The organism is Neolewinella aurantiaca (genome assembly GCF_008014675.1).
Classification (GTDB): Bacteria; Bacteroidota; Bacteroidia; order Chitinophagales; family Saprospiraceae; genus Neolewinella; species Neolewinella aurantiaca.
The window spans coordinates 14100-36987 of the sequence record NZ_VOXD01000021.1 but is presented as its reverse complement, the minus strand read 5'-3'; the positions used below and the strand labels follow the sequence as shown (position 1 = coordinate 36987).

Genomic DNA, 22888 nt, shown 5'->3' with positions numbered 1-22888 from the left:
TTTAAACCACCAGACAAGTAATTATAAGCTAGCCCGGTGATTGTGAACAACACTCACCGGGCATTTTTATTTAAAGAAAACTATATATCTACTATGAAATATCTATTCATCCTCCTTTTTACGGCATATGGCTTCATGCTTAACGCCCAGGTAAAATCGGGCATTACCGAATTCGATAAAACATCTATGTCTTCCTTATCAATGGACCTCGACGCTGACTACGAAGAAGTCGCCGATGTCTGGGAAGACTTCTGGAAAGACCGTTACGACGTCGATTTCGACAAATTGAATAAAAACCGCAGTTCTATCTCCTATGAGGCAGAACAGGCAGTCGTACCGATCATCAGCCAGAAGAACGCTGACCTTTACGCCAAATTCGGAGGTACAACGGAATCTGCCAGAGTCAGTTTCGCAATCGCTTATACCGCCAACGATGTAGTGACCGAAGAGGCTCACCCTAAACAGTACGAAGCCGCCCGTGCCATTATGCTCGAGTTCCGCACTTTCTTCTATACCCAATACTTCGACGAGAAACTCGAGAAAGCGCGAGAAGACTTAGACGATATCCGGGACGATAGTTCTGACGCAAGTAAGGATGCAGAGAAGGCCCGGTCTAAGATCGAGAAGTACGAATCGAAAATCGAAAAGTACCAGGAAAAAATCGAGAAGATGAGAAATGAAGTCGGCAGCGATCTTGAAACCGCTGAAGAAAAAGCGAAGCGAGCCCAGGAGCTGGAAAGCAAAGTCCGCGAGCTCGAACGCTTGCGGGCCCGCTACGTAGGTTAGGGCATCAGCCTTCGGCAAATGAGCAGGCCTACGAAAAGACTTCGGTCCGGATAACTTTCTAATTAACCAAAATGAACTACAATGATTACCACTAGCAAAACAAACCCACCTAAATTACATAATGACGTACTGAGCAGTTTTGACACTGCATCGGCCAGCCGCAACTACGGTATTGTCCTTGGTCTCATCACCTCCGCTTTCCTGATCGTGATAAACATGATTTACGGAGGCAACGGCGGTGACCAACTCAGCGTCCCGCTGGGGATCAGGTTCTCCAAGCACCTCCTTATCATCCCTGTGCTTTACCTGGCGCTCAGGTCTTTTGCAAGAACGATGCCCAAAGGGCATATCTTTAAGGGCGGACTGATACTCCTGTGTTACATAGCAGTATGGACCGCCGCAACGATCGGGCTGGCGAACCTTATCTTCTACCTTGCAACTTCCTCTTCTTTTGAGCAGTTTATGAACGAAGGGGCAGACTTTCTCAGCGCAACGATAAACAGTGGTCTGCTTATCTTTGAGACTGTTGTTTTCGTCATGATCATCGGCTTCGTGATTCTGCAAGGCTTGAAGGATAAAGGATCTCCAGAAGATTAATATATGAGTAACGTCCAATTCAGTATTCAAAAGCTGGCCTACGCCTTAATCTGCCTGTGTATAGCGCTTTACGTGTTGTACATAGGCAGTGGTTTTTTTGTGCCTATCACTTTTGGTGTTTTGTTTGCTTTTATGCTGAAGCCTGTCTGCGATCGTATTGAAGATGTAGTCCGCAGCCGGGTATTGGCGATCCTCCTTACGTTACTGATCGTTGGCTTGCTGATCGGCAGTATCTTTTCTTTTTTCTTTATCCGGGTAAGCGCCGTTGTTAATGAAGCTGACAACATCGTGCTGAACCTGCAGGATACTATTACTGAGGTGCTGAACAGATGCGGAGCCTGGTTCGGAATGACCTCACGTGAAACTACCCGCTATTTCGACGAAAACTTCATGAACTCAGTTCTGGAGCCCTTCCCGATTCTGACTTCGGGGCTTACGGCTTCGGGCTACGTGATCGGTAACTTTCTGCTCACAATTCTTTATACTTTCTTTTTTCTGCTGTACCGTTCTGCTTTCAAGAACTTCCTCATTGGTCAGTTCGGGGATGCTTCCCAGGCGGAGGGAGAACACACCATTAAGGAAATTCAGCACGTCGCCACTGATTACCTGAGCGGAATGCTGATTGTGATGCTCGTGCTGGGGGTACTCAACAGCCTCGGCTTATGGATAATCGGTATTCAATATCCTTTGGTCTGGGGTTTTCTCGGCGCGTTGCTCGCCATTATCCCTTATGTAGGGACTACTCTGGGGGGGCTGCTCCCTTTGCTTTATGCGATTGCAACCACCACCACGCTCTGGCAACCCGCTGCGGTAGTGGTTCTGTACACTTCCGTTCAGTTTGTAGAGGGGAACATGATTACACCCAAAATCGTAGGAAACAGCGTCAAGATTAACGCCTTGGCGGCGATCATTGCCCTTATCCTTGGCGCGGCCTTTTGGGGGCTTGCGGGCCTCGTTCTGGCCATTCCGCTTCTGGCGATGCTACGCATCATCCTTGACCATATCAAGCCCCTGAAGCCAATCGCGCTGCTGCTCAGCGACGACTTGTACGATCATTCCGATATCTTTCTTACAGAGTTCCACAAGCCAGAGTATCGGGTAACAAGTCTGTTCAATAAGAAAAATTACATCCTTACCCAGCCCCGGTTAGCTAAGAGCCGTAAGGTAGTCAATAAGGTAAGCAAGGCCAATCCCGAGGTAATTACCGATCCCAAAGCCAAAAAGCGAGACAGCAATACCAGCAGCAAGGAGCCGCTTGTTCCGTAGTGCCGCCGCTACCTGAACCACAAAAACAGGACCGTAGAAGCCCGCAACGTAGCTAAGGATCATCGTGTCGCGGTCAACGTCGAACAGCTTGCACAGAAGCAGGTGCAGAAGCGTGGTGGAAACAAGCGCAAGGGCCGAAAAGTAAAGCAGGTCCATCCCGTCCGCAGCCAGCGCTCTGAAATCGGCCATCAGGCCGAGGGCCACACAAAAGACCAGAATAAAGTACTCGCCAAGGGGGTAACTGTTCCCGATCCGGTCGGATAGGGGGCTGGTGGCAACAACCAACGACAGGGTAGTGAGCACCAGTATCAATACGGTGAGGTCTTTCATTCCTCCGGTCAGCAGGTAAGTTACACCCACACTAGCCGCGGTCACTCCCAGTGCGGTGCCGAGTTGTACCAGTTGTCGGGGCAACCCGATCTGGTCCTCTTCCTCCGTCGGTGTTTCGTGGCTTGTTGTTTCTGAAGCGCGGTAAAACCGCGCAAAAACTGCGGGTAAGAAGGTTACCAGTCCCAACAGATAGCTGCCACCCAGCAGCACGTCTGCGGCCTGAACCAGAACCAGGTATTCCGATGGAGCGTCGAGCGCCAGGCCAATCGCCTGTACGTTAGGTGTTCCGCCGGTATAAAGCCCAACGAGCATGCCGGCAATTTTCCAGGAATCCTCGATCTGGCCACTCATCAGGTAGCCAACGACGCCGGTGCAGAGTAATCCTGCAAGGCAGCAGAGTACGAAACCGAAAAGCATCTGACCCGCATACTTAAGGCTTTCCCGTATCCTGACCGCAAAGAGCAGGAGTGGTAAACCGATCAGCATACTGGCTCCGGCTACCGATTCCATCAGCTCGTTATCGACTTCCCAGAGCCGAAGGTTACTGACCAGGATCCCGACCAGGTAACAAGCGATAATAGAACTCAGCCATGCGGGAAACAGACCTTTACGGTCGGCAAAGCGGGCAAAAAAAGGAAACGCGATACAGAGAACGATCGATGCAATCATGCCGCCAAGGTAAGTGGCAGCGGCGACCCGAACGAACTGAGTGTTGTTTCGGGGCGCGGCCGCAGGATGCAAAAAATGGATGAAAGCAAGGTGCTCACGGAATACTCCGGTCGTTGGGCCCTACCCAAACCTTTGTCTTTAATAACGGAGTTTCTGCACGTCGGGTGCTCCGATTCTCGGCAGCGTAACCAGGTAAAAGTTAGTGTAATCCAGTTCGCTGAAGCGCGGGTGTACGTTAGAGTCCGTAAGGTAATTCGTCATGGCCGGCGTCGTGTTGCTGTGGCCAACAATCAGCACGACCTTACCCCGGTAGAGCGATCTGAGCTTTTCTGACAGTTCCTTGAGCAGGGTAGGACGGTAGGAAACTATCTTGAGGCCGTGGTCATCTGCCGTTGGCTTGGCTGTGAGCTGGGTTCTTTTCGTATCCGTGCTGTACACAGCTGCCAGGTCTACGTTTTTCATGATTTCCTTAAGGCGCTCAGCGCGTTCCGTTCCCTGTGGGGTCAGAATCGGATCGTCACCGAAGTCTTTTTCTGCGTGGCGAACCAGGTAAAAGGTCGTGACCTTCTCATCACCGAATTGCTCCTGGGCTGCCTTGCGGGCCGAAGTACAGGAAGAGAGAAACAGGAATGTAACGGTTAGTAGTAGTAGCGTCAAACGTTGTAGCATAGGTCGCAAAAATAGTTAACGTTCAGTTTATGTCGGGTACATAACTTTTCAGGGTATAGGGCAAACGCATCAAAACAAAAAGTTGCTTAATCTTAAACAGCTAATGGCAGTGTCAAATATTCTGAACACCCTGCATCGGAGGTGTGATGAACAATACGATGCGTTTGCCCTGTTTATGGGTGTGTAAGAATGGTCCGCTACGATATTAGGTAACTCTGGCCCCACACGCTGTAGACGCGAAGCGAAAGAAGGCCGCCAGCAGGCAAGGTGAGAGGGGCGGTAAAGCGTGCTTGCTACCAGTGCCCGAGGACTGCGCTTGTTCCCGTTTTGTCCGTTCATTTTTTCTTGATAAAAAACGAACCAAAAAATCAAGGCTGTGCCACCGGCTGATCGTGGAATCCAATTTTTGACGCCTAAAATGGAAAAACTCGCGTCGGCATTGGTTGGGTTGCTTCGAGGCTCGTGAGTTGGTCGAAGTCTCTGATGTTGATTTCGGGGCTGAAGGAACGCTCAGACAGTTTCCATTTTTAAACGGCTTCAAAAATCGGATTCCACTGCCGGTGCCAAGGCCGAAGCCGGAACGTCTCAGTTCCGTGCTTTGCTGCCAATTTCAGAGCTTTGGAGCATTTAGGATAAGCTTTTGTTCGGCCGTCAGCTGTTCTCCTCTGCGCAACAATTTCGGCCTTAGCCTGGCTGCCTTCACCTCCGGAGAATAGCGGGGATGAGCGACCTCCGGTCGCGCAATTGGCAAGAAAAGGTTCAGTCGGAGTAGAACTTCTCCAGCGGTGCCTTTAGTTATTTTCATTGCGAAGCAGCTTCGGCCTTGGCTCCGGCCACTAATCCGGTTGCTGGTGGCCGTAAAAAAATTAAGCTGTATGAGTCAAAACGGAGCGGCTGCATTTCCGAAAGGCTATTAAATTCGACGGTTCCAAGACTTCGAAGGGCAAGGTTGATGGCGAGTTTTTGCTTTTTAGGCCAGCAGTGGCCGAATTAGTGATCAGCCGGAGACACAGCCCGAGGGGTTTGCTTCTTTGCCCCGTCACCTCGCAGAAGCCGCGCAGCGAAAGAAGGCCGCCAGCAGGCAAGGTGAGACGGGCGGTAAAGCGTGCCTGCTACCGGTGCCTGAGGACTGCGCTTCTTCCCGTTTTGTCCGTTCATTTTTTTCTTGATAAAAAACGAACCAAAAATTCAGGGCTGTGCCACCGGCTGATCGTGGAATCCAATTTTTGACGCCTAAAATGGAAAAACTCGCGTCGGCGCTCTCTTAATTGCCTTAAAGCTGGTCGGTTCGTTGAAATTGGCGAGCTACGTCTTGCCCCCCCCACGTTTTCGTTGTGCATTTGGTGATTCACACCTTTTCTGGCGCAGAGCCAGCGATGCATACACATCCCTCTCAGTATAAACCAATCCCCATAAATCCTTCATCCCAGGAGCCCTGAAAGCTCAATGCTTCAAATAAACATTCTCTCCCTTCATTCCCCGTTCCTTGCCGATATTGTGCGCTCAATTATACCTCCGTAGATGATCAAGCTCGACAATATTACCCACATCGCTTTTGATGCCGATGACACCTTATGGGGGCACGAACACGTTTTCGTAGACGCAAAAGCCCGCTGCCTCGAATTACTCCAACCCTACATCAAACCGGGAATGGATCTTGAGCAGGAGCTCTACGCTTTTGAACGGAAAAATCTCAAAATATTCGGTTATGGTGTGAAAGGCTTCTCTCTTTCCATGATCGAAACCGCCATCGAGCTCTCCGAAGGAAAGGTCCGGGGAGCAGAGATTCAGCAAATCATCGACCTGGGTAAAGAAATGCTGATGCACGAAATAGACTTGTTGCCCGGTATCCCGGAGGCGATAGCTGCTTTCCAACCTCACTTCAAGCTGATGATCATCACGAAGGGAGATCTCTTTGCTCAGGAGAATAAAATAGCCCGCAGCGGGCTGGGGCCTGAGTTCGACATCGTTGAAATAGTTTCCGAGAAAGACCCCGATACCTACCGGAACCTGCTCAGACGGCACGGAATTGCTCCGGAGAGCTTCCTGATGCTCGGCAACAGCCTGAAGTCCGATGTATTTCCAATCGTGGAGATCGGGGGGCAGGCCGTTCATATTCCCTATAAGTACACCTGGCACCACGAAGCGGCCCCGGATGAAGACCGACCAAGCTACTGGGCTCCGGATGGAGGGGTTAAAGAATTAACCCGGTTTGTGCTGAATAACCTCTGAGTGTAAAACTGGCGCAAATCAGGTTGTCGCGGTTGCTCCGCCCCAGCGTGGCGATGTGGGAAGACTAGGGAGCGATAATCTGGTTTGCGCTCTGTAAAACCTGCTTTTCTGGTGCGGAATTTAACTATATCCGAACAACTTTTACTGCGGGAGGAAGCGTTTGCTACACAGACTATTGACTGATAATCGAACAGCTGTGCAAACATTCACATCCAACCTTCCCGCTCAAACCGCTCTTGGTAAATTTTACCTGCATCCCTGGGATAGCCAGGTACTTGTAGACTGGGCCAAATCTTTGGTGCAGCAGGGTAAGAGTGAGAAAGAATTGACCGTACTTTCGGGTATGGATCGTTCAGGCCGGGAAGATATCCTTAATCAATTCGGCACGGTCGTTTTGGTGAATAACATTGCGGTCAGCTTCGATGAATTCACCGCGGTTTCTGCGTACCTCAACGATCTTCGCACCCGCGTTCTCGCCGACAAGATTACTCCGGAAGCAGCGTTCGCACAGGTTCGTCCGCTTGCTTACGACCTCAATGGCATTCAGCTCACCGGGCTCAGCGAACTGGATGAAGACCTCAACCTTCTGGATTCCGGCGAACTACCTTTTTACAACAAGGAAATTAACGCGTCGAACAAGAAGATTTTTATCCGCCGCTTCTTCAGTGAAATGGACATCCTCCCTCCCCTCAATTCGGAGGCTGTGCTTTTTGATCGGAACGAGCCCGCCGGAGCTGAGCTCCGGGCTCAGCTCGAGAGTAGCATCATTTTCATCTTCGTTCTTGCGTTTTTCCTCTACCTGCTGATCCTTCTGATGGCAGTTGGATAGGCGTCTTCATTCTCCGTTTTCGTACCTGATGCCGGTACCTGATTTGGGGTTCTGGCTGATTCCCGGCGTTTACTCCGGAAAATGCACCTTCCCCGAATATTCAGGTCGGATTAGGAAAGTCTAAACGGCTTGAATTACGTACTTTTGCCGCCCGCTATGAAAGATTCTCTTCCCCAAATTATCGAAGCCGGCGTCCAGGCCGCAATTTCTGATCTCTACGGCGCCGACGGCGCCGCTCAGACCATCACCCTGCAAGCTACCCGCAAGGAGTTTGAAGGAGAGTTCACAGTGGTGACTTTCCCCCTTACCCGGGTAGCAAAAAAGAAACCGGACGAAATTGCCAATGACCTGGGCGAGTACCTCAAAGAAAAGGTCGACGAGGTAGCCGATTTCAACGTCATTAAGGGGTTCCTTAACCTTGTTATTCAGGATAATTACTGGAAGGAGTTTCTGCTGAGCAGCGCCGTAGCCGATGATTTCGGTAAGGCTTCCGCTAACGGTGAAACCGTAGTGGTTGAGTTCTCCAGCCCGAATACCAACAAGCCGCTCCACCTCGGGCACGTCCGGAACATTCTCCTGGGATGGTCCGCCAGCCAGTTGCTCGAAATGGCTGGCTACGACGTAAAGAAAGTACAGATCATCAACGATCGCGGTATTGCGATCTGCAAATCGATGCTGGCCTGGCAACTCTTCGGCGACGGCGCAACGCCCGAAAGCACAGGTAAAAAATCTGACCATTTCGTTGGTGATTTTTACGTGTTGTTCGAGCAAAAATTTCAGGAGGAATACAAGCTCTGGCAGCAGAGCGAGGAAGCTCAGGCAATCTTCGGGAAGTCTGCCAAAGAAGGCCTCAGCGCTGAAGCTTTCTTCAAGAGCTACAGCAAAAAATACTTCAACGACTACAGCAAGTTGGGCGAGCAAGCCCGCGAAATGCTGCTGAGGTGGGAAGCGAACGACCCCGAAGTTCGTGCGCTGTGGGAAAAAATGAACAACTGGGTGTATGCTGGTTTCGAAGAAACCTACGCCGCGCTCGGTGTTACCTTCGATAAACTTTACTACGAGTCTAACACCTACGTACTCGGTAAGGATATGGTCGATAAAGGTCTCGAAATGGACGTCTTCCACACCCGCGAGGATGGTTCTGTTTATGCTGACCTGACCGACGCCAAGCTTTCGGAAAAGACCCTGATGCGGGCCGATGGTACCAGCATCTACATCACTCAGGATCTCGGCACTGCACGCCTGCGCTACGATGATTTCGGAGCGAAGCGGATGCTCTACACCGTGGCCGATGAGCAAAACCATCACTTTGCTACGCTCTTCGAGTTGCTCAAGCGCCTCGAGGAACCCTACGCAGACGGCCTGTACCACCTAAGCTACGGCATGGTGGATCTGCCCAGCGGAAGAATGAAATCACGCGAAGGAACCGTCGTCGATGCCGATGACCTGATGAAGGAGGTCATTCATGAAGCACGGCTGGTAAGCCAGGAGCGCGCTGCAACCGAAGGTCTCAGCCAGGAAGATCAGGACGCGATCATCCGGCAGATTGGTCTGGCAGCTCTGAAGTTCCACATCATCAAGGTCGGACCACAAAAGCGGATGACTTTCGACCCCAAAGAATCGGTTGATATGCAGGGCCAGACCGGCCCCTACGTGCAGAATGCCTACGTCCGTACGCGTGCTGTTTGGAGGAAAGCCGATGAAACCGGTGCCAGCGCTGATCTCGACCTGGCTAAAGATTACACCGATCTCGCTCCCGCTGAGCGGGAACTTGTTCACCAGCTCTATGGCTTTCCGGAACTCGTTAAGACCGCCGCCGAAAGCTACGATCCGAGTCTTATCGCGATGTTCTGCTACGAACTGGCAAAGAACCTGCATAAGTTCTGGCACGACCATAGCATCCTGAGCGCCGAAACTCCGGCGGCCATTGCCTTCCGCCTGCAGTTGTGTAAAGCGGTTGGGAATACCTTACAGTCAGGCATGAACCTGCTCGGCATTCAGGTGCCGGAGCGGATGTAAGCCGTCGGCAAACGTCGAAATCCGGTTCCTGCGGTCGTCCGGATACAAGACATTTTTATGGTTTGTTATATTCCCCTCATGTGACCGGGGAGGTATAGAACGGAAAACCTCCCGGTCCGGCGCCAGAGCGGTATGCGCTGGGTGTCGGGACCGGGAGGCTCGTTGCCGTTGACCTAAAGCGTCAGCGATGCGCCAATTCTGGCGGTAGTACCCAGCACTCCGAAGCCGGTAACTTCTACGAAATCGGTATTTGTCAGGTTTTTTACATCGACAAACAAGCGGAGGTTTTCGCGTTTCAGGAGGCGGTATTCAGCGTAGGCATTCACGATCAGGTAAGGATCCAATTCTACTTCGAAGGAAGAAAAATTCTCGTCAAAGTAAATGTCGGGGCGTTCACCGGTGTAGTGAGCGGAGAGACGTACCAGGAAAGGAGCGTAACCAGTGTAGGTAAGCCCCAGCATACCGGTAGTGCGGGGTCGGCGGTAAAAATCATCCGTTTCCGTTGTCCCTCCGTTTCCATCGGGTTGGCTCAGCTTGCCCTTCACGTAGCTCACGTTGCCGTTTACGGCCAGACGTGGAGAAATAGTGCCGGTTCCGGAGAGTTCGAAGCCTATATCTGACAACTCATCCCGGTTCTGGTATCCGAGGGCGAAATCGTAGGTGACCACGTCTTTAATGATTCGGCGGAACACGTTGAAATTCAGACTGTAATCGCCATCGGGTTCGCGCAATACTACGCCCGCATCTACGGAGGTAGCTACCTGTGGTTGCAGGTCGGGGTTAGCTCCGAAGGGGCCTTCAAGTTGGTCGATGGTTGGGTTTTGGTAAGCGCTGGAAAGACTGGCCCTTGCACTGAAAGTTTCGGATGCCTGCAGCATCAGCGCCAGAGAGTAGTTGCTCTGGGCGTCGTAGCCGGAACGGCTGTTGAAGCGGTAGCCTGCTTCGGTGAGCAGAATTGGCGTAAGCTGGACTCCCAATTGCAGATAGGGGCTGGTGGTGGCCATGCCCGGTTGGCCGTTGGTGCCGGGATCTTCGGGACGGAGGCGTTCGTCGCGATGTTGTACTCCAGCCGTTAAATAGGTTTTTTCGGTAGGGAGCCAGGTCCCGAAGACGTCGGTTTGCTGAGAGCTTGCGTTGAAATTAGAAGTTCCAAATACTGCATCGTTAAAGGCACGATCCGATTTTGTGTAACTGTACCTTCCGCCCAGGCTGAGCTTGTTTTTCGAGTAGTCGACGGCTATGCTGGGCATCAGCATTTCATTGGTGTAGGTGTTCGCTCCGTCCTGGAAAGAACCGGCGTCATAATCTCCGTCAAAGGTTGCGTAGCGCAGTGCGGGCCGAAGGCTCAGGTTTGGGGTGGGGCGGTAGGTAACGCTACCGTTCACGGTTTGGCGCTTTGCGCCGTCTTCGTTGTATTCGGCGGTGCTGCCTTCGGGCTCCACAGCTTCGCTGATGCCGTCGGTTTTGAAGTAGTCGTAGCCTACCTGGTAGTCTAGTTTTTGGCTGTGGCCGGAGACGCTGATTCCGCCGTCCAGAGTACCGTAGTTTTGGGCGGCGGCGCGCAGGTGCAGAGCTGGTCTTTTCGGAGAAGCAGGGTTCTCGGCACCCTTCTTCGAGATGAGATTGATCACTCCGGCTACGGCATCTGAACCGTAAAGCAAAGACTGAGGGCCGCGCAGAATCTCGATCCGTTCGATTCCGTCCAGAGAGAGTAAGCGCAAGTCAACCGCTCCGCCAAGGGAGCTGGGGTCGAGCAGGGGCTGCCCGTCGAGCAAAATAAGGGTGTACTGGTTAGCGCCGTTGCGCAGGAAGACGGACTTGTCTTTACCCGGGTTACTGTAAGCGCCGTTGATGACAATACCGGCCTGCTCGTTGAGCAACTGACCCAGGTCCGTAGACCGCGCGACGGTAGCGGAATCGATCACGCTCACGTTTTGCGGGCTGTCGCTTTGCAGTTGGGCAAATTTAGCGCCGGTGACAACAACCTCCTCAGCGGAGGTGGAAATGAGTTGTTCCCCTTCTGTTTGGGCCAGTAGGCTACCAGTTACGAAAAGGAGTAATAATGTAGATAAGTGAATACGGTTCATAAACAAAAGGGCAAAAATGACCTGAAGCCAGGTCACCAACCTACACCAAACGCTCATCCGCTATACCAGTGAAGGATTGGGAGGAGCGTACGATTTGATGTACGTCGTCAGTGAAGCACCGCGCTGAAGAGTAGAGAGAAAAGCAGGGTAGGGCCCGCAGCAGGAAGTGTTGGAGTGAAGAGCATTGCCCTTTAACCATCGTTGCACCTGCGTTCGCGCCGCATAAGCAATGTCTTGGCTGCACAGAATGATCTGAGCAGCAAGCCATATGTTCGCTTTCATCCCGCCTCTTCCACCGAGGGGCAAAATAAGTATGACGCCGCCGGGCAGGTCTTCTGGCTCCTTCGCTCATCGGGTACCTGCCTTCCCGGAAGTCGATTCCAGTGACGTTGTTTGGTACCCGCTTCAACACGGATTTACAGCTACGGGGATAGCTCCGGATTTTCACCGGATTCCCATTTTAAAGTTTTCAGCAGTTGCTGCTCAGTAGTCGGCGCAGAGGCCGACCGATGAACTACGGGCGCTGAATACTACCCTTTGGCGGCGCAAACATAGTGCTTTTGTCGATAGGGCATCTGCATTTGTCTACAATAATATACCAGCCCGTTTTGCGCGGCTATACTTATTGCAGAAAGGTAGCGGGCCTGATTGATCCACTCTGGCACGAACCTGCTTATTTCTTCACACACGTTGTCATGGCTATACTTATATTCGTGGCAAGCAAAAACACTACATTATGTACTCTTCCGACGAAACAATCGACTCCGATTTCCTAAGCCCCGATGAGGTGCAGCCCACTTTTGTCGGCTTTGGCCCGCGCTTTGGCGCGGCACTACTCGATGTGCTGATCATGATTCCGGTTACAGGAGCAGCAATTTACTTCTCGGCCATTTCTATGAACGTAAATGTTTACTTCCTGCTGATCTTAGTCAGTATACTGTACAAGCCGGTTTGCGAAAAAGTACTGGGAGGTACGCCCGGCAAACTGATCCTGAAAATGAAAGTAGTCGGTAAAGGAGGCGTTGCCCTGAGTTGGGGGCAGGCAATTATGCGCTACCTGCCGTGGTTGGTTGGGGCACTTTTCAATGTGTACATGCAGTATAATGCATTTCAGATTCCCGGCATCGAAGACAATGATGGCTTTGCCGACTATTCGCGCATGGTACAGGAATACCAAATTGAGAACGGAGGGATAATGCTCTCTATCGTTCAGAGTCTCATCGGGTTACTTCCTCTTGTTTCGACCCTGTTCGTTTTGGGTAACAAAAAGAAGCAGGCTGCACACGATATCCTTGCCGAGACCTACGTGGTAAGTACCAAACCAAAGTATTAACCCATACTACTGGACATTTCGCTTTGCGGCTTCTTCGAGGTTTGGTCCCCTCTCCGCTGAGCCTAAAGTGGCTGTAAATTCAGCCATCAAGACTTTCGGTAAAACAAGATGCCCCGGGCGTTACCACCAGTGTACTTGCAGAAAGAAGTTTATTGGTTGTAACGTCCGGGGCGTTTTACTCAAGTTTTTGAGCGCTTATTCTATAGCGCCGTGCCCCACTTTCACGTTGAAGGGCTTACAGAAGTAAAGCACGTAAGCGTAAGACTCGAGGTCTGCTCCTGAAATTGTGTACTCGTGCGCACCGCTGAAAACCTGTACGGCTCCGATCTCCAAAGCACCGCTGCTGCTGTTGGGGTTGTTGCTGAGGTAAACGTAGAGGCCTGGGAGCCCGTCGTCAGCAATGTAGTCACCTCCGAAGGTGAGCTGGAGATCTTCAGAATCGGGGATTTCCGACAGAGTGAACTGCCCAGTCAGGTCATAACTACTGGTAGTACTTACTGTTCCTGACTTCATCATGGGCTCTTCGATTATTACGGTGGAAGGACCTACCTCAACGGCTTCGGAAGCCGAAGCAGTCTCACCAAATTCATCGGTATAAGAGAGCGTGATGGTCGTTTGGCCTTCGGCCAGCCCGGTAGCCAATCCAGTTTCCGAAATGCTCAGTATTTCCGGATCGGCTGAGCTCCAGTTTCCCGCAACCTCTTCCATTTGGCCTACATTATTGATGAACTGCTGGCCGAACTGATGGGAGGTTCCCTGCTCTATCGAAGATGCGATGTTCTGAATGCGGATAACCGGCTGGACATAGTCATCCACAATATCCTCACCGATACAGGCTGTGAAGAGGATGACAGGCAGGAGAGAAAGCAGAAATTTCATAAACGTTGGGTGGTTTAGACCGCTAAGATAAGGGCCGCATTAAGACAACGAACGGCAGAAACGCCCAGGTGTCGTTAATGCGATAGATGACTGCTGTCTTGTCAAGTAGATTCCTGCACCTCAGGCGCTGTTGCTTTAGAGCATCACTCCTGGCTTTGGTTACTGCTCAAAGGCGTATTGAATCAGATTTGCGCCCATTCTGAGGGCGGCTTGTCTGATTTCGGGAGGATCATTGTGAACCGATTCGTCCTCCCAGCCATCACCGAGGTCACTCTGGAAGGAATAGTAAACAACCAGACGGTTTTCATAAAAAATACCATAACCGACGGGGGCTTCGCCGTCGTGCTCATGGATTTTCGGGAGGCCATTGGTGAAGTCGAAAGACTGATGGTAGACGGGATGGCTGTAGGGTAGTTCGACAAGGGCGAGGTCCGGAAATACTTGTTCCATTGCCAACCTCACGTAGGGGTCCATGCCGTAATTATCGTCGATGTGTAAAAAGCCTCCGCCCATGAGGTAGTTGCGCAGGTTTTCTGCTTCAACGGCGCTGAAGACAACGTTGCCGTGGCCGGTCATGTGCACCCACGGGTAATTGTAGAGCTCGGCGCTTCCCACTTCTACGGTGCCGTAATCAATATCGAAGTCGGTTCCCAGCTGGTCGTTGCAAAACGCCGCCAGGTTGGGCAGGGCGGTGGGGTTGGAGTACCAGTCTCCGCCGCCGTTGTACTTCAGGAGGCCAAGGCGAAGAGGCGATGTCGTTGCCGGTGCCGAAACTGAAGAAAGACAGAGGACGGAAAACAGGGCAATAAGAGAGAATAACTTTTTCATAAATATTTTATTTCCTCCAGCTTGCGGAGCGGTACGTTCCTTTTACCAATTCAGTTGTTCGATGGTGTGAACCGCGGCGATGGCCGCAGTTTCGGTACGTAAACGATTCGGACCCAGGCTGGCGTATTTATAGCCGTGAGACCGTGCCATTTCGGCTTCGGCCGGGCTGAAACCTCCTTCGGGGCCGATGGCGATGGTTACAGACGTATTTTTCCGACAGGATTCGTGGAGGAGCGGCGTACCGTCGGCACCGAGGTAAGCGAGGAAGCGGTCGTGATCGGGGTTGGTTAATTCCATTGCTCTTTCGAAGGGGAGCAATTCGCCGAGTTCAGGTTTCCAGGCCCGGAGGCTTTGCTTCATAGCTGCTTCGAGGACCCGCTCCAGACGGTCGGTACGGATGCGTTTTCGTTCGGAGTGTTCGGTCAGGATCGGCTGGATAAAATCGATTCCGATCTCGGTTGCTTTTTCCAGTATCCACTCGAACCTGTCAATGTTCTTGGTAGGGGCAACCAGCAGGTGAAGCTGGTGTTTTGCCCTGGGTTGTGGTTCACGAACGAGAGAAACATCGAGGAGACATTCTCTTTTCGATATAGCTGCCACTTCAGCGGAAAACCAACTCCCACGGCCATTTACCAGATTGATGCGGTCCCCGACTTTTTTTCTAAGGACCTGAAAGGCATGTCTTGCTTCGACTTCCCGCAGCGGATGGGTTCCTGGCTGCAGATCGGGATCATAGAATAATTGCACGGACGTAAATTCTGAAAATGAGTAAAACGGACCACCGATCCGGCGTACTAATTAACGGCAACAACTCCCGCAATTTCGGGTACTCTACGTCTTAGTGCTTCTTCAACACCGGCCTTCATTGTCATAGCGGTCATGGAGCATCCGTTACAGGCTCCGAGCCATTTTATTTCTACGATTTTTCCTTCGGAAATATTGACTACTTCAATGTTCCCGCCGTCGATGGCGAGGTGAGGACGAACGTCGTCGAGGGCTATATCTACTTTGGCTATCCAGTCTTGTTTTTCGTCCGGCGTCATGGGGATGATTTGTTCAGGATAAAGGTAACGTTTTTTATGACTGGGTAGTTGGCCTGAGACGATTCTGTGCGAAAGAGTACTGCGACTTTTCCCGCTGGCGGGGCAGAGATGACGCTCCGCGGACAGTTGACTTCAATGAGCCTCATTCCACGACGAACCGGTACCCGACACCCCGCAGCGTTATAATTCTTACCCGTGGGTCATTCTCCAGCATCGCCCGCAGCTTACGTACGTACACATCGAGGTTACGGGAATTAAAGAACCCGTCATCGTTCCAGAGTTCAAGGAGAATTTGTTTGCGATCAATCACCGTTTGCCCCTGGGCGCGGACGAAGAGGCGGAGCAGCTCGGCTTCCCGGTGACTGAGCTCGTACCGTTTTTCGTTCCGAAAGCTAAGACGAAGGTTAGGGTAGTCGAAGAAGAAATCGCCGAATTCGTAAAGTTCAGAAGCCGTTTCGGGGCGACGGTGCGCAGGTGCCGTTTCGGTTGATGGAGCAGGGCCGCCTTCACTCAACGAGACCAGGTTTTTCATTCTTACCAGTAATTCCTCCATGCTGAATGGCTTACGGACATAATCGTTACCTCCGGCATCGAATCCGGCAAGGACATCCTTCGCCTGGGTCCTGGCCGTGAGGTAAAGAATGGGCAAACGGGGGAATTGCTCGTGCAGGCGCGTCCCGATCGTAAAGCCGTCTTCCCCCGGCAGCTGAACATCGAGTACGGCAATGTCGTATTCGTCCGCTTCGGCGAGCGCCTTGCTGGCGCTTTTGCCGTCGGTAAACCAGTCGATCTCACAGTCTCGGCTTTCCAGCGATTCTTTGACGATGCGGGCCAATAAGGGCTCGTCTTCCAGGTAAAGGACTTTCATAAAGTGTGTGGTATTGGGTGAACGACAGGGTAGAAGAACCGGAAATGCGCCGGCCTGACGGGGACTGAAAGGTCGCTCGCAAATGAAAGACCGACCAAAACGATAAACTTAAGAAATCAAATACAGAAGTTTGGATTTAATTTACTCATCCGATATTTTCTTAGATTGGGAATATTGCTAATTTCGCGGAATTTTGACCGTAAAGCGAGCTCCGCCAGCAGAGGTGTTATCTACCTTGACCGAGCCTCCGTGGGCCTCGGCCACCTGACGGACAAAAGTGAGCCCCAGGCCGTGCCCCTTAACCGCATGTCCTTCGCCGGGGCGGGTAATCCGGTAGAAGCGTTTAAAAATGTTTTCCCGTTCGCAGCTCGCTATGCCGGGCCCATTGTCAGAAATGGTAAGCACTGTGTCGTGCGCCTGACCGGAGACCGCCACCTCAATTTTTGCGGGTGAACCTCCGTATTTGCAAGCATTGTCTAACAGGTTATATACAAGGTGGTGCCAGTAGTGGGGGTCTACGTCAGCGTCTACGTCTCCGTGGATGTGCAGCGTTAAGGCTTCTTCGGGCAAATTGTACCGTAAGGACAGGCCCCGCCAGGCATCGACCACTGCATTTGTGAGGTTGGTTTTCTGGAAGCGAAGCCGTTGGCTCAGGTCTCCGGCCTGGAGAGAGTCTATGGCGCGGTCGGCCATTTGGTCCAGCCTCTTCAGTTCGGACTGGCCGATGGCCAGGTACTCCTGCCGTCGGGCGGGGTCTTCGTCTGCTCCGAACAGGTTGAGAGCCTCCAGGGCAACGCCTACGGTTGCAATGGGGGTTTTTAGTTCGTGGGCAACGTTGGCCACCAGGGCGTCCTTTTGTTTTAGTTGCTTTTCCTGTTCGTGGAGGTTTCGGTAGGCGGTGAAAAAAGCAAAGCCCGTTGCACCAAAAAGAAGGAAACCAAAGAAAAATTCCGGCAATAAGCCCAGAAGTACCGTTGACCGGTAATTCGTGATCTCGAAGTAGGACGGATCTTTGTGCAGGCCGGTATTGATGAGTTCCGTTTTAACCCGCATATCGGCGCTGTTGGTTAGAAGTCTTCCGGTTTTATCGCTGAAGCGCAAAGGAGTGAGGTTGACCTTGTGTCGGTAGCGGAGGGTGTCAAGCACTTCAGCGGGCATACTGCCGAGGGTGAACCCATCGTCCTGAAAGTGAAAAGTGAAGGTCTGGGAGTCAGCCCGGAAAGGATTATCCTTGATGGTGATGTGCCGTGGGAATTCGTAACTGTAATCTCTGTTATTTTTCTCCGGGAAAGTGAAGGTTTCCCCCTTGCCGCCAGAGAGCATTTTCTCAAGACGTTTATGGTCGTTTTTTTTATCCGTGTGATCATCCGGAAACCTGAGGATGATCGGTGACTGTCTCTGACTCTCGGGCATTGCCTCCACGATGATGCGTGCGTTTTTACGCATCGAGCTGATGCTATACTCGAGGTAAGCCTCGTTACGCTGGAGGCGCTCGATGGGGTCTCCGCCTTCCCATACCGGGCCACCGCGCATGAAGAAGGGGACTGCTTTGCGGAAGACGTTGTTGACCAGCAGGTCATCGAGATCACGTTCGACCTGTTTTCGGAGCTCACTTCTATCGTGTTCATAGGACTGGTACCACCAGGTGCCCAGCAAACAGGACATCAGGAGCATGATGAAAGAGAATACGTACAGTAAATGCTTCATTGGTAATACAAAGAACGTTCGGTAAGCCACAGTGTACAAGCTGCTTAACCTTAATTAACCATCATTAGCCGGGGCTAACAACAGGGCGGGATAGCGCTCCTATCTTTGCATTACCCCCGAAGGAGCACTGCTGCTTAACCACCCCGGCACCTGCGTCAGCGCCGCCTGAAGAGAAGGGTATTTTGTAATCAACTACACTACGCAATGAAATACTTTACTTTCTTACTTTTTATATGTTTCTCGATCGGTCTGCAGGCGCAGGTACAATACGGCACCATAGACTACGTGCGCACGACCGAGATGTCTTTGCCAAAGGGAGACTTCCCCGATAAGGTCGCGGAAAGTCTGCACGAACAAATGGCCGCTGCGGGGGCCTTCAGCGCTAACTTCAAAGCAACTTTCTCTCCCGATGCTTTCAGTTTCGTGGAAGTTCCTAAAGAAGTGGTTTCCGTCCAGACCGAACTTGCGGGTGGTGGGATAATGATCATGGAGACCGGAGGTGAAGAACCTTCCTCATACTATACAGATACGAAGGCAGGTAAAGTCGTCAATCATGATTTCATTTTCGATAAAGGATTTCTGGTGGAAGGAGACGCCGAACAACTCAACTGGACCCTGACCGACGAGACCATCCCGCCGAGCGAGGCAACTGCGGGCCTGGACCTCAGAGTTGCTACCGCAATTACCGCTGCGGGTGATACCGTTACGGCTGGTTATGCGCCTTCTTTGCCTATCGAAGTGGGCCCGCTAAACTATTACGGACTGCCGGGCGCAATCATAACGCTCCGCATACCGGGGGCAAATGGGGCTTCGGTTTACCGTGCTACGTCGCTATCCGTAAGCAGCGAGCCCTTAAAGATCGCGAAGCCTGCTGAAGGGAAAAAGATATCGCTCACGAAGTTCCGTTCGGAAAAGGCGAAAAAGCAAAAGATGATGAAGCGAAGGTTCAACATCGATTAGTGAAAAAATCAGGAGGGCGTTTTAAACCTTTAGAATCCCAATCTGTCGAAAGAATAAGGGCATCTGTCGATGCGGGCGGGTTAAATATCCTATGAATTACAACAATTGTCGTACTTCGTGGTAATAAAACCAAAACAACCTTAAAACATACTATGCAATTTCAGTTCCGATTCCTCTTCGCCCTCCTCTTTTTGGGATTCACGGGTGTACTCTCCGCTCAGATTACCAGCGGTACCATCGATTACAACGAAAGCTTCACCTTCGATTTCGGGGACTGGATGCCAAAAGACCGTAAGGAAGAAATGAAAAAGCGGATGGCCAGCGGTGAATTCGACCGGACGGGACGCCTTCAGTTCACCGCTGATGCTTTCAGCTACTCTCAGGTAGTTGACGAAAACAGTTCCGGAGGCGGGCGCTGGGGGCGATTCAACGAAAACCCGGACATCTTCTTCACCAGCATAAAGGATAGTACGGTCACCGATCGCCGGCAGGTGATGGACCAATCGTTCATCATGGAAGACAAGTGGGTTGCTCCGAAGTGGAACATCGCCAATATGAAAGTAGGGATGAAAGAGATTCCGTTACCCACCCAGCTGGCTACCTCGGTATCCATTGAGGGAGACACGCTTACGGCATACTTTACGCCCAGCATTCCGCTTGGTATTGGCCCCCGTGGCTACGGAGGACTGCCTGGAGCTATCGTTTACCTGAAAGTTCAGCGCGATGGCCGCACGACCGAATACAAAATGACAACCATGCAGCCCAACGCCGAGCTGGACATGGAAAAACCCGCCGATGAAAAGGTAATCACTCGTAAAGAGTTCGACAAACATATGAAACGTGCAACTGAAATGATGGAGCGCCGTCGTCGCGGTTGGGAACGCTCAAGAGGATAGTCATTAAGCAGGAGCCGGAAGTAGCGCAAAACCCTGGCATAAGACCGGGATCCCGTACGCTCGATTTTTCAGTTTCCGGCTCCTGACTTTCTCGATCTTTAACCATAGTCTATCCATTAATCCATAGAACCAAATGAAATACCTGTACATATTAGTTTTCTGCCTGTTTATCAGCGGAGTAGTCTCCGCTCAGGCTGAAATAGTTGCTACCGTAACGGACTCCACCGGTACTACTTTACCAGGAGCCAACGCAGTGCTTTTGCGCTCGGCGGACAGCCTGCTCACCAGTTTCGGTACCACCGATAATAACGGTGTGTTCAGGATGCAGAACGTTCCTTCGGGAGATTACCTCCTGCGGATCACTTTCCTGGGCTACGAACGTCCCGATCAAACCATCAAGATTACTAAAGACGACCAGTACCTTGGCCTCGGTGATCTGAAGATGTACCCTGCCGGTTTCTTCCTCAACGGGATAGAAGTGAAGGCAGATCGGATTCCCATCCGCATGAAAGGGGATACGATGCTCTACGACGCTGACGCTTTTGCCGTTGGCGAAAACGCAGTAGTCGAAGACCTTATTCGTCGCCTGCCGGGGATGAGCGTTGACGCCAGCGGACAAATCACCTGGCGTGGTAAGGCCATCAACGAAGTAATGATCAACGGTAAACCGTTCTTTGCCGGCAACTCAACCCTGCTCACGCAGAACCTCGATGCAAAGGCCATCACGAACGTTGAAGTCTTTGACCAAAAGACCGACTCTGAAGAAATCAGCGGGGTAGACGACGGAACCGAAAACATGACCGTTAACCTCGAGATGAAAGACGAGTTTAAGGCCAAAGTTTTCGGCGAAGTTTATGCCGGCTATGGTACCAACGACCGGTACCAGGGCGGGGGAAAGGTCTTCCGGATCAGTGATGAAACTCAGATTGGCCTTTTGGGCACGATCAACAACGTAAATAAAGTCGGTTTCTCCGGCAATGAAATTTCGGGATTCAACGGCAGTTCCGGCCGGGGCGGAGGTTTCCGTTACGGAGGCAACGACGGAAGCCTGCCTTTTGACAGTGGCAACGCTACGGGGCAAAACCGAAGCATCGCCACCGGACTTAACTTCGGACAAAGCATCGGTAAGAACGGGCAGTTGACGGCCGACTACGCCCTCTTCGATCGAAACCAGGTACAGCAGTCTACCTCATTGGAAGCTTACAACCGTGCTGCCGACCAGCGGGTGGTGGAAACCCTGGAAGGCAACGCAACCAGCCAGTATAGCCATAAACTCGGCTTCGAGTTCCGCCAAAAGGTAGATTCTACCTCACGCATCCGGATTAACGGTTCAGCTTACATCGTTGGCGGAGATAACGAAACCCAGGCCTTCACCACCGTGAAGAACGACGGTGAATTTGTGGACGATTACAACGTCCGGGAACTGAACACCAACGAACAACCCGGAGGAGAGATCTCCCTGAGCTACAACCGCGGCGAGAGCGGCGGACGCAGAGGCCCGGGCGGCCCGCCTCAGGGCGGCCCACGGCGCACTTTCGAAGCCAGTGCCAATGCCTCTTATGAAAAGAACCAAACTGATCTGGATTTACTCACCGAAGGTCTGGACGAGACCTCCAACAGCGAGCTCCTCGGCGCTTTGATCAACGGTACGCAGTTGCAGAACCGGGTAACTAATTCTACCAACCTTTCCGGAAACCTGCGGTACACCGAACCGCTCGGACAAAACTGGCGTCTCCGCCTGGGTGGTGGTTACGGCCTCGACCGTGATGAAGGAGACTACCGCTTCCTTTTCCAGGAAGACGAGACCATCAACCTGCTCGACCGTGACTGGTCTACCCTGGAAGGGGATGTTTCATTGATTCGTACTTTGGGGAAGGGCGGCAACATTTCCGTCGGTACAACTTACGAGGCGAACAACCTCAAAGTTGAAGGCGATGATTCGCTGGACGATAATTACAACTACCTCCTCCCGTACATCCGCCTGCGTAGCCGGTTCAAGAAAGGCTTCTTCAGTGCCAATATCACCACGAGCTCCAGTGCTCCCAGCATCAGCCAGCTTCAGACCATCGTTGAGCCTTCGGCCAACGGTCGCTCCTCGGTAGGTAATCCTGATCTCGAACCCGCAAGAAACACCCGTTTCAATACCTTCTTGTGGTTCAACGATCAGTTCCGTGCTATCAGTGCGAACGTAAACTTCAACGTTACGTACACCGACAATGCATTCGGTAACGCAGTGACGTTCACCGACGGTCAGCAGATTTACCGCCCCGTCAACGTAGGCCACGCGTGGCAGGGGAGTGTGTTCTCGGGCGTCACGCTCGGCATCAACGCCATCAACGGTGAACTCAGACTGGAAGGTAGTGTGAACGGTAGCCGGGGTACCGGATTCGTTGACGCGGTAGAACAACTCAATACCTCCCTCAGCACAACGGTTGGTGCCAACATCACCACGGAACTGAACGAAGACAGCTACCTGAAGCTAGGCTACGACCTGAATAACTACATCAACTCCTTCGAAGGGGAAGACGGTGGTGTCAGTACCGATGTAACGCAGCTTACGCACAACCTGCTGGCGCAGTTTGAACTTGAAGTAAGCCCTAAATGGCGCTTCGAAAGCCGCTTCCTGTACAGCATCTACGCCGCTTCTGATTTCTCGGCCGAGGAGAACATCCCCGACCTGCGCCTCAGCCTGGAGCTACGCCCGTTCCGTAAGAAGCGTCACTTCTTCCGTATCTCTGCTTCAGACTTGTTCGATCAGAACACGATCATCAACCGTTCGGTCAACAGCTTCCTGACGCGTGAGACCACCAGTGATGGCCTCGGGCGCTACTTCCTGGGAACTTTCCACTACAAAATATAGAAAACCAGTTAGATGGCAGCGCTGGCACGA

The 22888-nt window shown here is 52.0% G+C and carries 19 protein-coding genes and 1 riboswitch; of the genes, 10 read left to right on the top strand and 9 right to left on the bottom strand.

All coding sequences use genetic code 11. The features are described 5' to 3' along the window. Positions 1-93 precede the first annotated feature (93 nt). The 3 genes from FUA23_RS14035 (at position 94) to FUA23_RS14025 (ending at position 2649) form a co-directional block, all read left to right on the top strand. The gene (locus FUA23_RS14035; protein WP_147931382.1) at positions 94-786 is read left to right on the top strand and encodes a hypothetical protein; all 693 of its coding nucleotides are present in this window, start codon (positions 94-96) and stop codon (positions 784-786) included. A gap of 81 nt (positions 787-867) precedes the next feature. Next, positions 868-1383: a hypothetical protein gene (locus FUA23_RS14030; RefSeq protein ID WP_147931381.1), complete on the top strand. Its 516-nt coding sequence runs from the start codon at positions 868-870 to the stop codon at positions 1381-1383. A 3-nt stretch (positions 1384-1386) separates the two neighbouring features. Next, positions 1387-2649 (top strand): AI-2E family transporter, encoded by a 1263-nt coding sequence (locus FUA23_RS14025; protein ID WP_147931380.1) that lies wholly within the window; start codon positions 1387-1389, stop codon positions 2647-2649. On the opposite strand, the gene FUA23_RS14020 is transcribed toward FUA23_RS14025, so the two are convergent. Together FUA23_RS14020 and FUA23_RS14015 are read right to left on the bottom strand one after the other, a co-directional pair. After that, positions 2530-3648: a DUF819 family protein gene (locus FUA23_RS14020; RefSeq protein ID WP_147931379.1), complete on the bottom strand. Its 1119-nt coding sequence runs from the start codon at positions 3646-3648 to the stop codon at positions 2530-2532. The genes FUA23_RS14025 and FUA23_RS14020 overlap by 120 nt on opposite strands. A 138-nt stretch (positions 3649-3786) precedes the next feature. After that, positions 3787-4317 carry a SixA phosphatase family protein gene (locus FUA23_RS14015; RefSeq protein WP_147931378.1) on the bottom strand — a complete coding sequence of 177 codons (531 nt, stop codon included), beginning with the start codon at positions 4315-4317 and terminating at the stop codon, positions 3787-3789. Positions 4318-5838: 1521 nt separating this feature from the next. Between FUA23_RS14015 and FUA23_RS14010 the strand changes: the two genes are divergently transcribed. The 3 genes from FUA23_RS14010 to argS all read left to right on the top strand — a co-directional run bounded on the left by FUA23_RS14010 (position 5839) and on the right by argS (position 9397). Then, a complete protein-coding gene (locus tag FUA23_RS14010; protein ID WP_147931377.1) occupies positions 5839-6549 on the top strand; it encodes an HAD family hydrolase in 711 nt (236 codons plus the stop codon). Between the two features lie 196 nt (positions 6550-6745). Further along, a complete protein-coding gene (locus FUA23_RS14005; protein WP_147931376.1) occupies positions 6746-7378 on the top strand; it encodes a hypothetical protein in 633 nt (210 codons plus the stop codon). A gap of 156 nt (positions 7379-7534) precedes the next feature. Further along, positions 7535-9397 (top strand): arginine--tRNA ligase, encoded by a 1863-nt coding sequence (gene argS / locus FUA23_RS14000; RefSeq protein ID WP_147931375.1) that lies wholly within the window; start codon positions 7535-7537, stop codon positions 9395-9397. Positions 9398-9570: 173 nt separating this feature from the next. On the opposite strand, the gene FUA23_RS13995 is transcribed toward argS, so the two are convergent. Then, positions 9571-11484 carry a TonB-dependent receptor plug domain-containing protein gene (locus tag FUA23_RS13995; RefSeq protein WP_187271032.1) on the bottom strand — a complete coding sequence of 638 codons (1914 nt, stop codon included), beginning with the start codon at positions 11482-11484 and terminating at the stop codon, positions 9571-9573. A gap of 308 nt (positions 11485-11792) precedes the next feature. Continuing rightward, positions 11793-11976: riboswitch (cobalamin riboswitch) on the bottom strand. 244 nt (positions 11977-12220) lie between these two features. On the opposite strand from FUA23_RS13995, the gene FUA23_RS13990 reads away from it, so the two are divergent. After that, a complete protein-coding gene (locus FUA23_RS13990) occupies positions 12221-12817 on the top strand; it encodes an RDD family protein (protein WP_147931373.1) in 597 nt (198 codons plus the stop codon). A 195-nt stretch (positions 12818-13012) separates the two neighbouring features. Here FUA23_RS13990 and FUA23_RS13985 read toward each other — a convergent pair whose 3' ends face one another. The 6 genes from FUA23_RS13985 to FUA23_RS13960 all read right to left on the bottom strand — a co-directional run bounded on the left by FUA23_RS13985 (position 13013) and on the right by FUA23_RS13960 (position 18142). Further along, the gene (locus FUA23_RS13985; RefSeq protein WP_147931372.1) at positions 13013-13696 is read right to left on the bottom strand and encodes an Ig-like domain-containing protein; all 684 of its coding nucleotides are present in this window, start codon (positions 13694-13696) and stop codon (positions 13013-13015) included. Positions 13697-13855: 159 nt separating this feature from the next. Further along, a complete protein-coding gene (locus FUA23_RS13980) occupies positions 13856-14524 on the bottom strand; it encodes a DUF4159 domain-containing protein (RefSeq protein WP_147931371.1) in 669 nt (222 codons plus the stop codon). Positions 14525-14566: 42 nt separating this feature from the next. Then, the gene (locus FUA23_RS13975) at positions 14567-15271 is read right to left on the bottom strand and encodes an RsmE family RNA methyltransferase (protein WP_187271030.1); all 705 of its coding nucleotides are present in this window, start codon (positions 15269-15271) and stop codon (positions 14567-14569) included. A 47-nt stretch (positions 15272-15318) separates the two neighbouring features. After that, a complete protein-coding gene (locus FUA23_RS13970; RefSeq protein ID WP_147931369.1) occupies positions 15319-15567 on the bottom strand; it encodes a NifU family protein in 249 nt (82 codons plus the stop codon). Between the two features lie 142 nt (positions 15568-15709). Continuing rightward, on the bottom strand, positions 15710-16435 hold the full coding sequence (locus FUA23_RS13965; RefSeq protein ID WP_147931368.1) for a response regulator transcription factor: 726 nt from the start codon (positions 16433-16435) through the stop codon (positions 15710-15712). 177 nt (positions 16436-16612) lie between these two features. Next, positions 16613-18142, bottom strand: coding sequence for a sensor histidine kinase (locus FUA23_RS13960; protein ID WP_147931367.1), 1530 nt, complete (start codon positions 18140-18142; stop codon positions 16613-16615). Between the two features lie 204 nt (positions 18143-18346). Between FUA23_RS13960 and FUA23_RS13955 the strand changes: the two genes are divergently transcribed. The 3 genes from FUA23_RS13955 to FUA23_RS13945 all read left to right on the top strand — a co-directional run bounded on the left by FUA23_RS13955 (position 18347) and on the right by FUA23_RS13945 (position 22858). Next, a complete protein-coding gene (locus FUA23_RS13955) occupies positions 18347-19102 on the top strand; it encodes a GLPGLI family protein (protein ID WP_147931366.1) in 756 nt (251 codons plus the stop codon). Between the two features lie 152 nt (positions 19103-19254). Next, positions 19255-19998, top strand: a complete 744-nt coding sequence (locus tag FUA23_RS13950; protein ID WP_147931365.1) for a GLPGLI family protein — start codon at positions 19255-19257, stop codon at positions 19996-19998. A gap of 133 nt (positions 19999-20131) precedes the next feature. Further along, entirely contained in the window at positions 20132-22858 is a 2727-nt protein-coding gene (locus FUA23_RS13945; protein WP_147931364.1) for a TonB-dependent receptor, read from the top strand. Positions 22859-22888 lie beyond the last annotated feature (30 nt).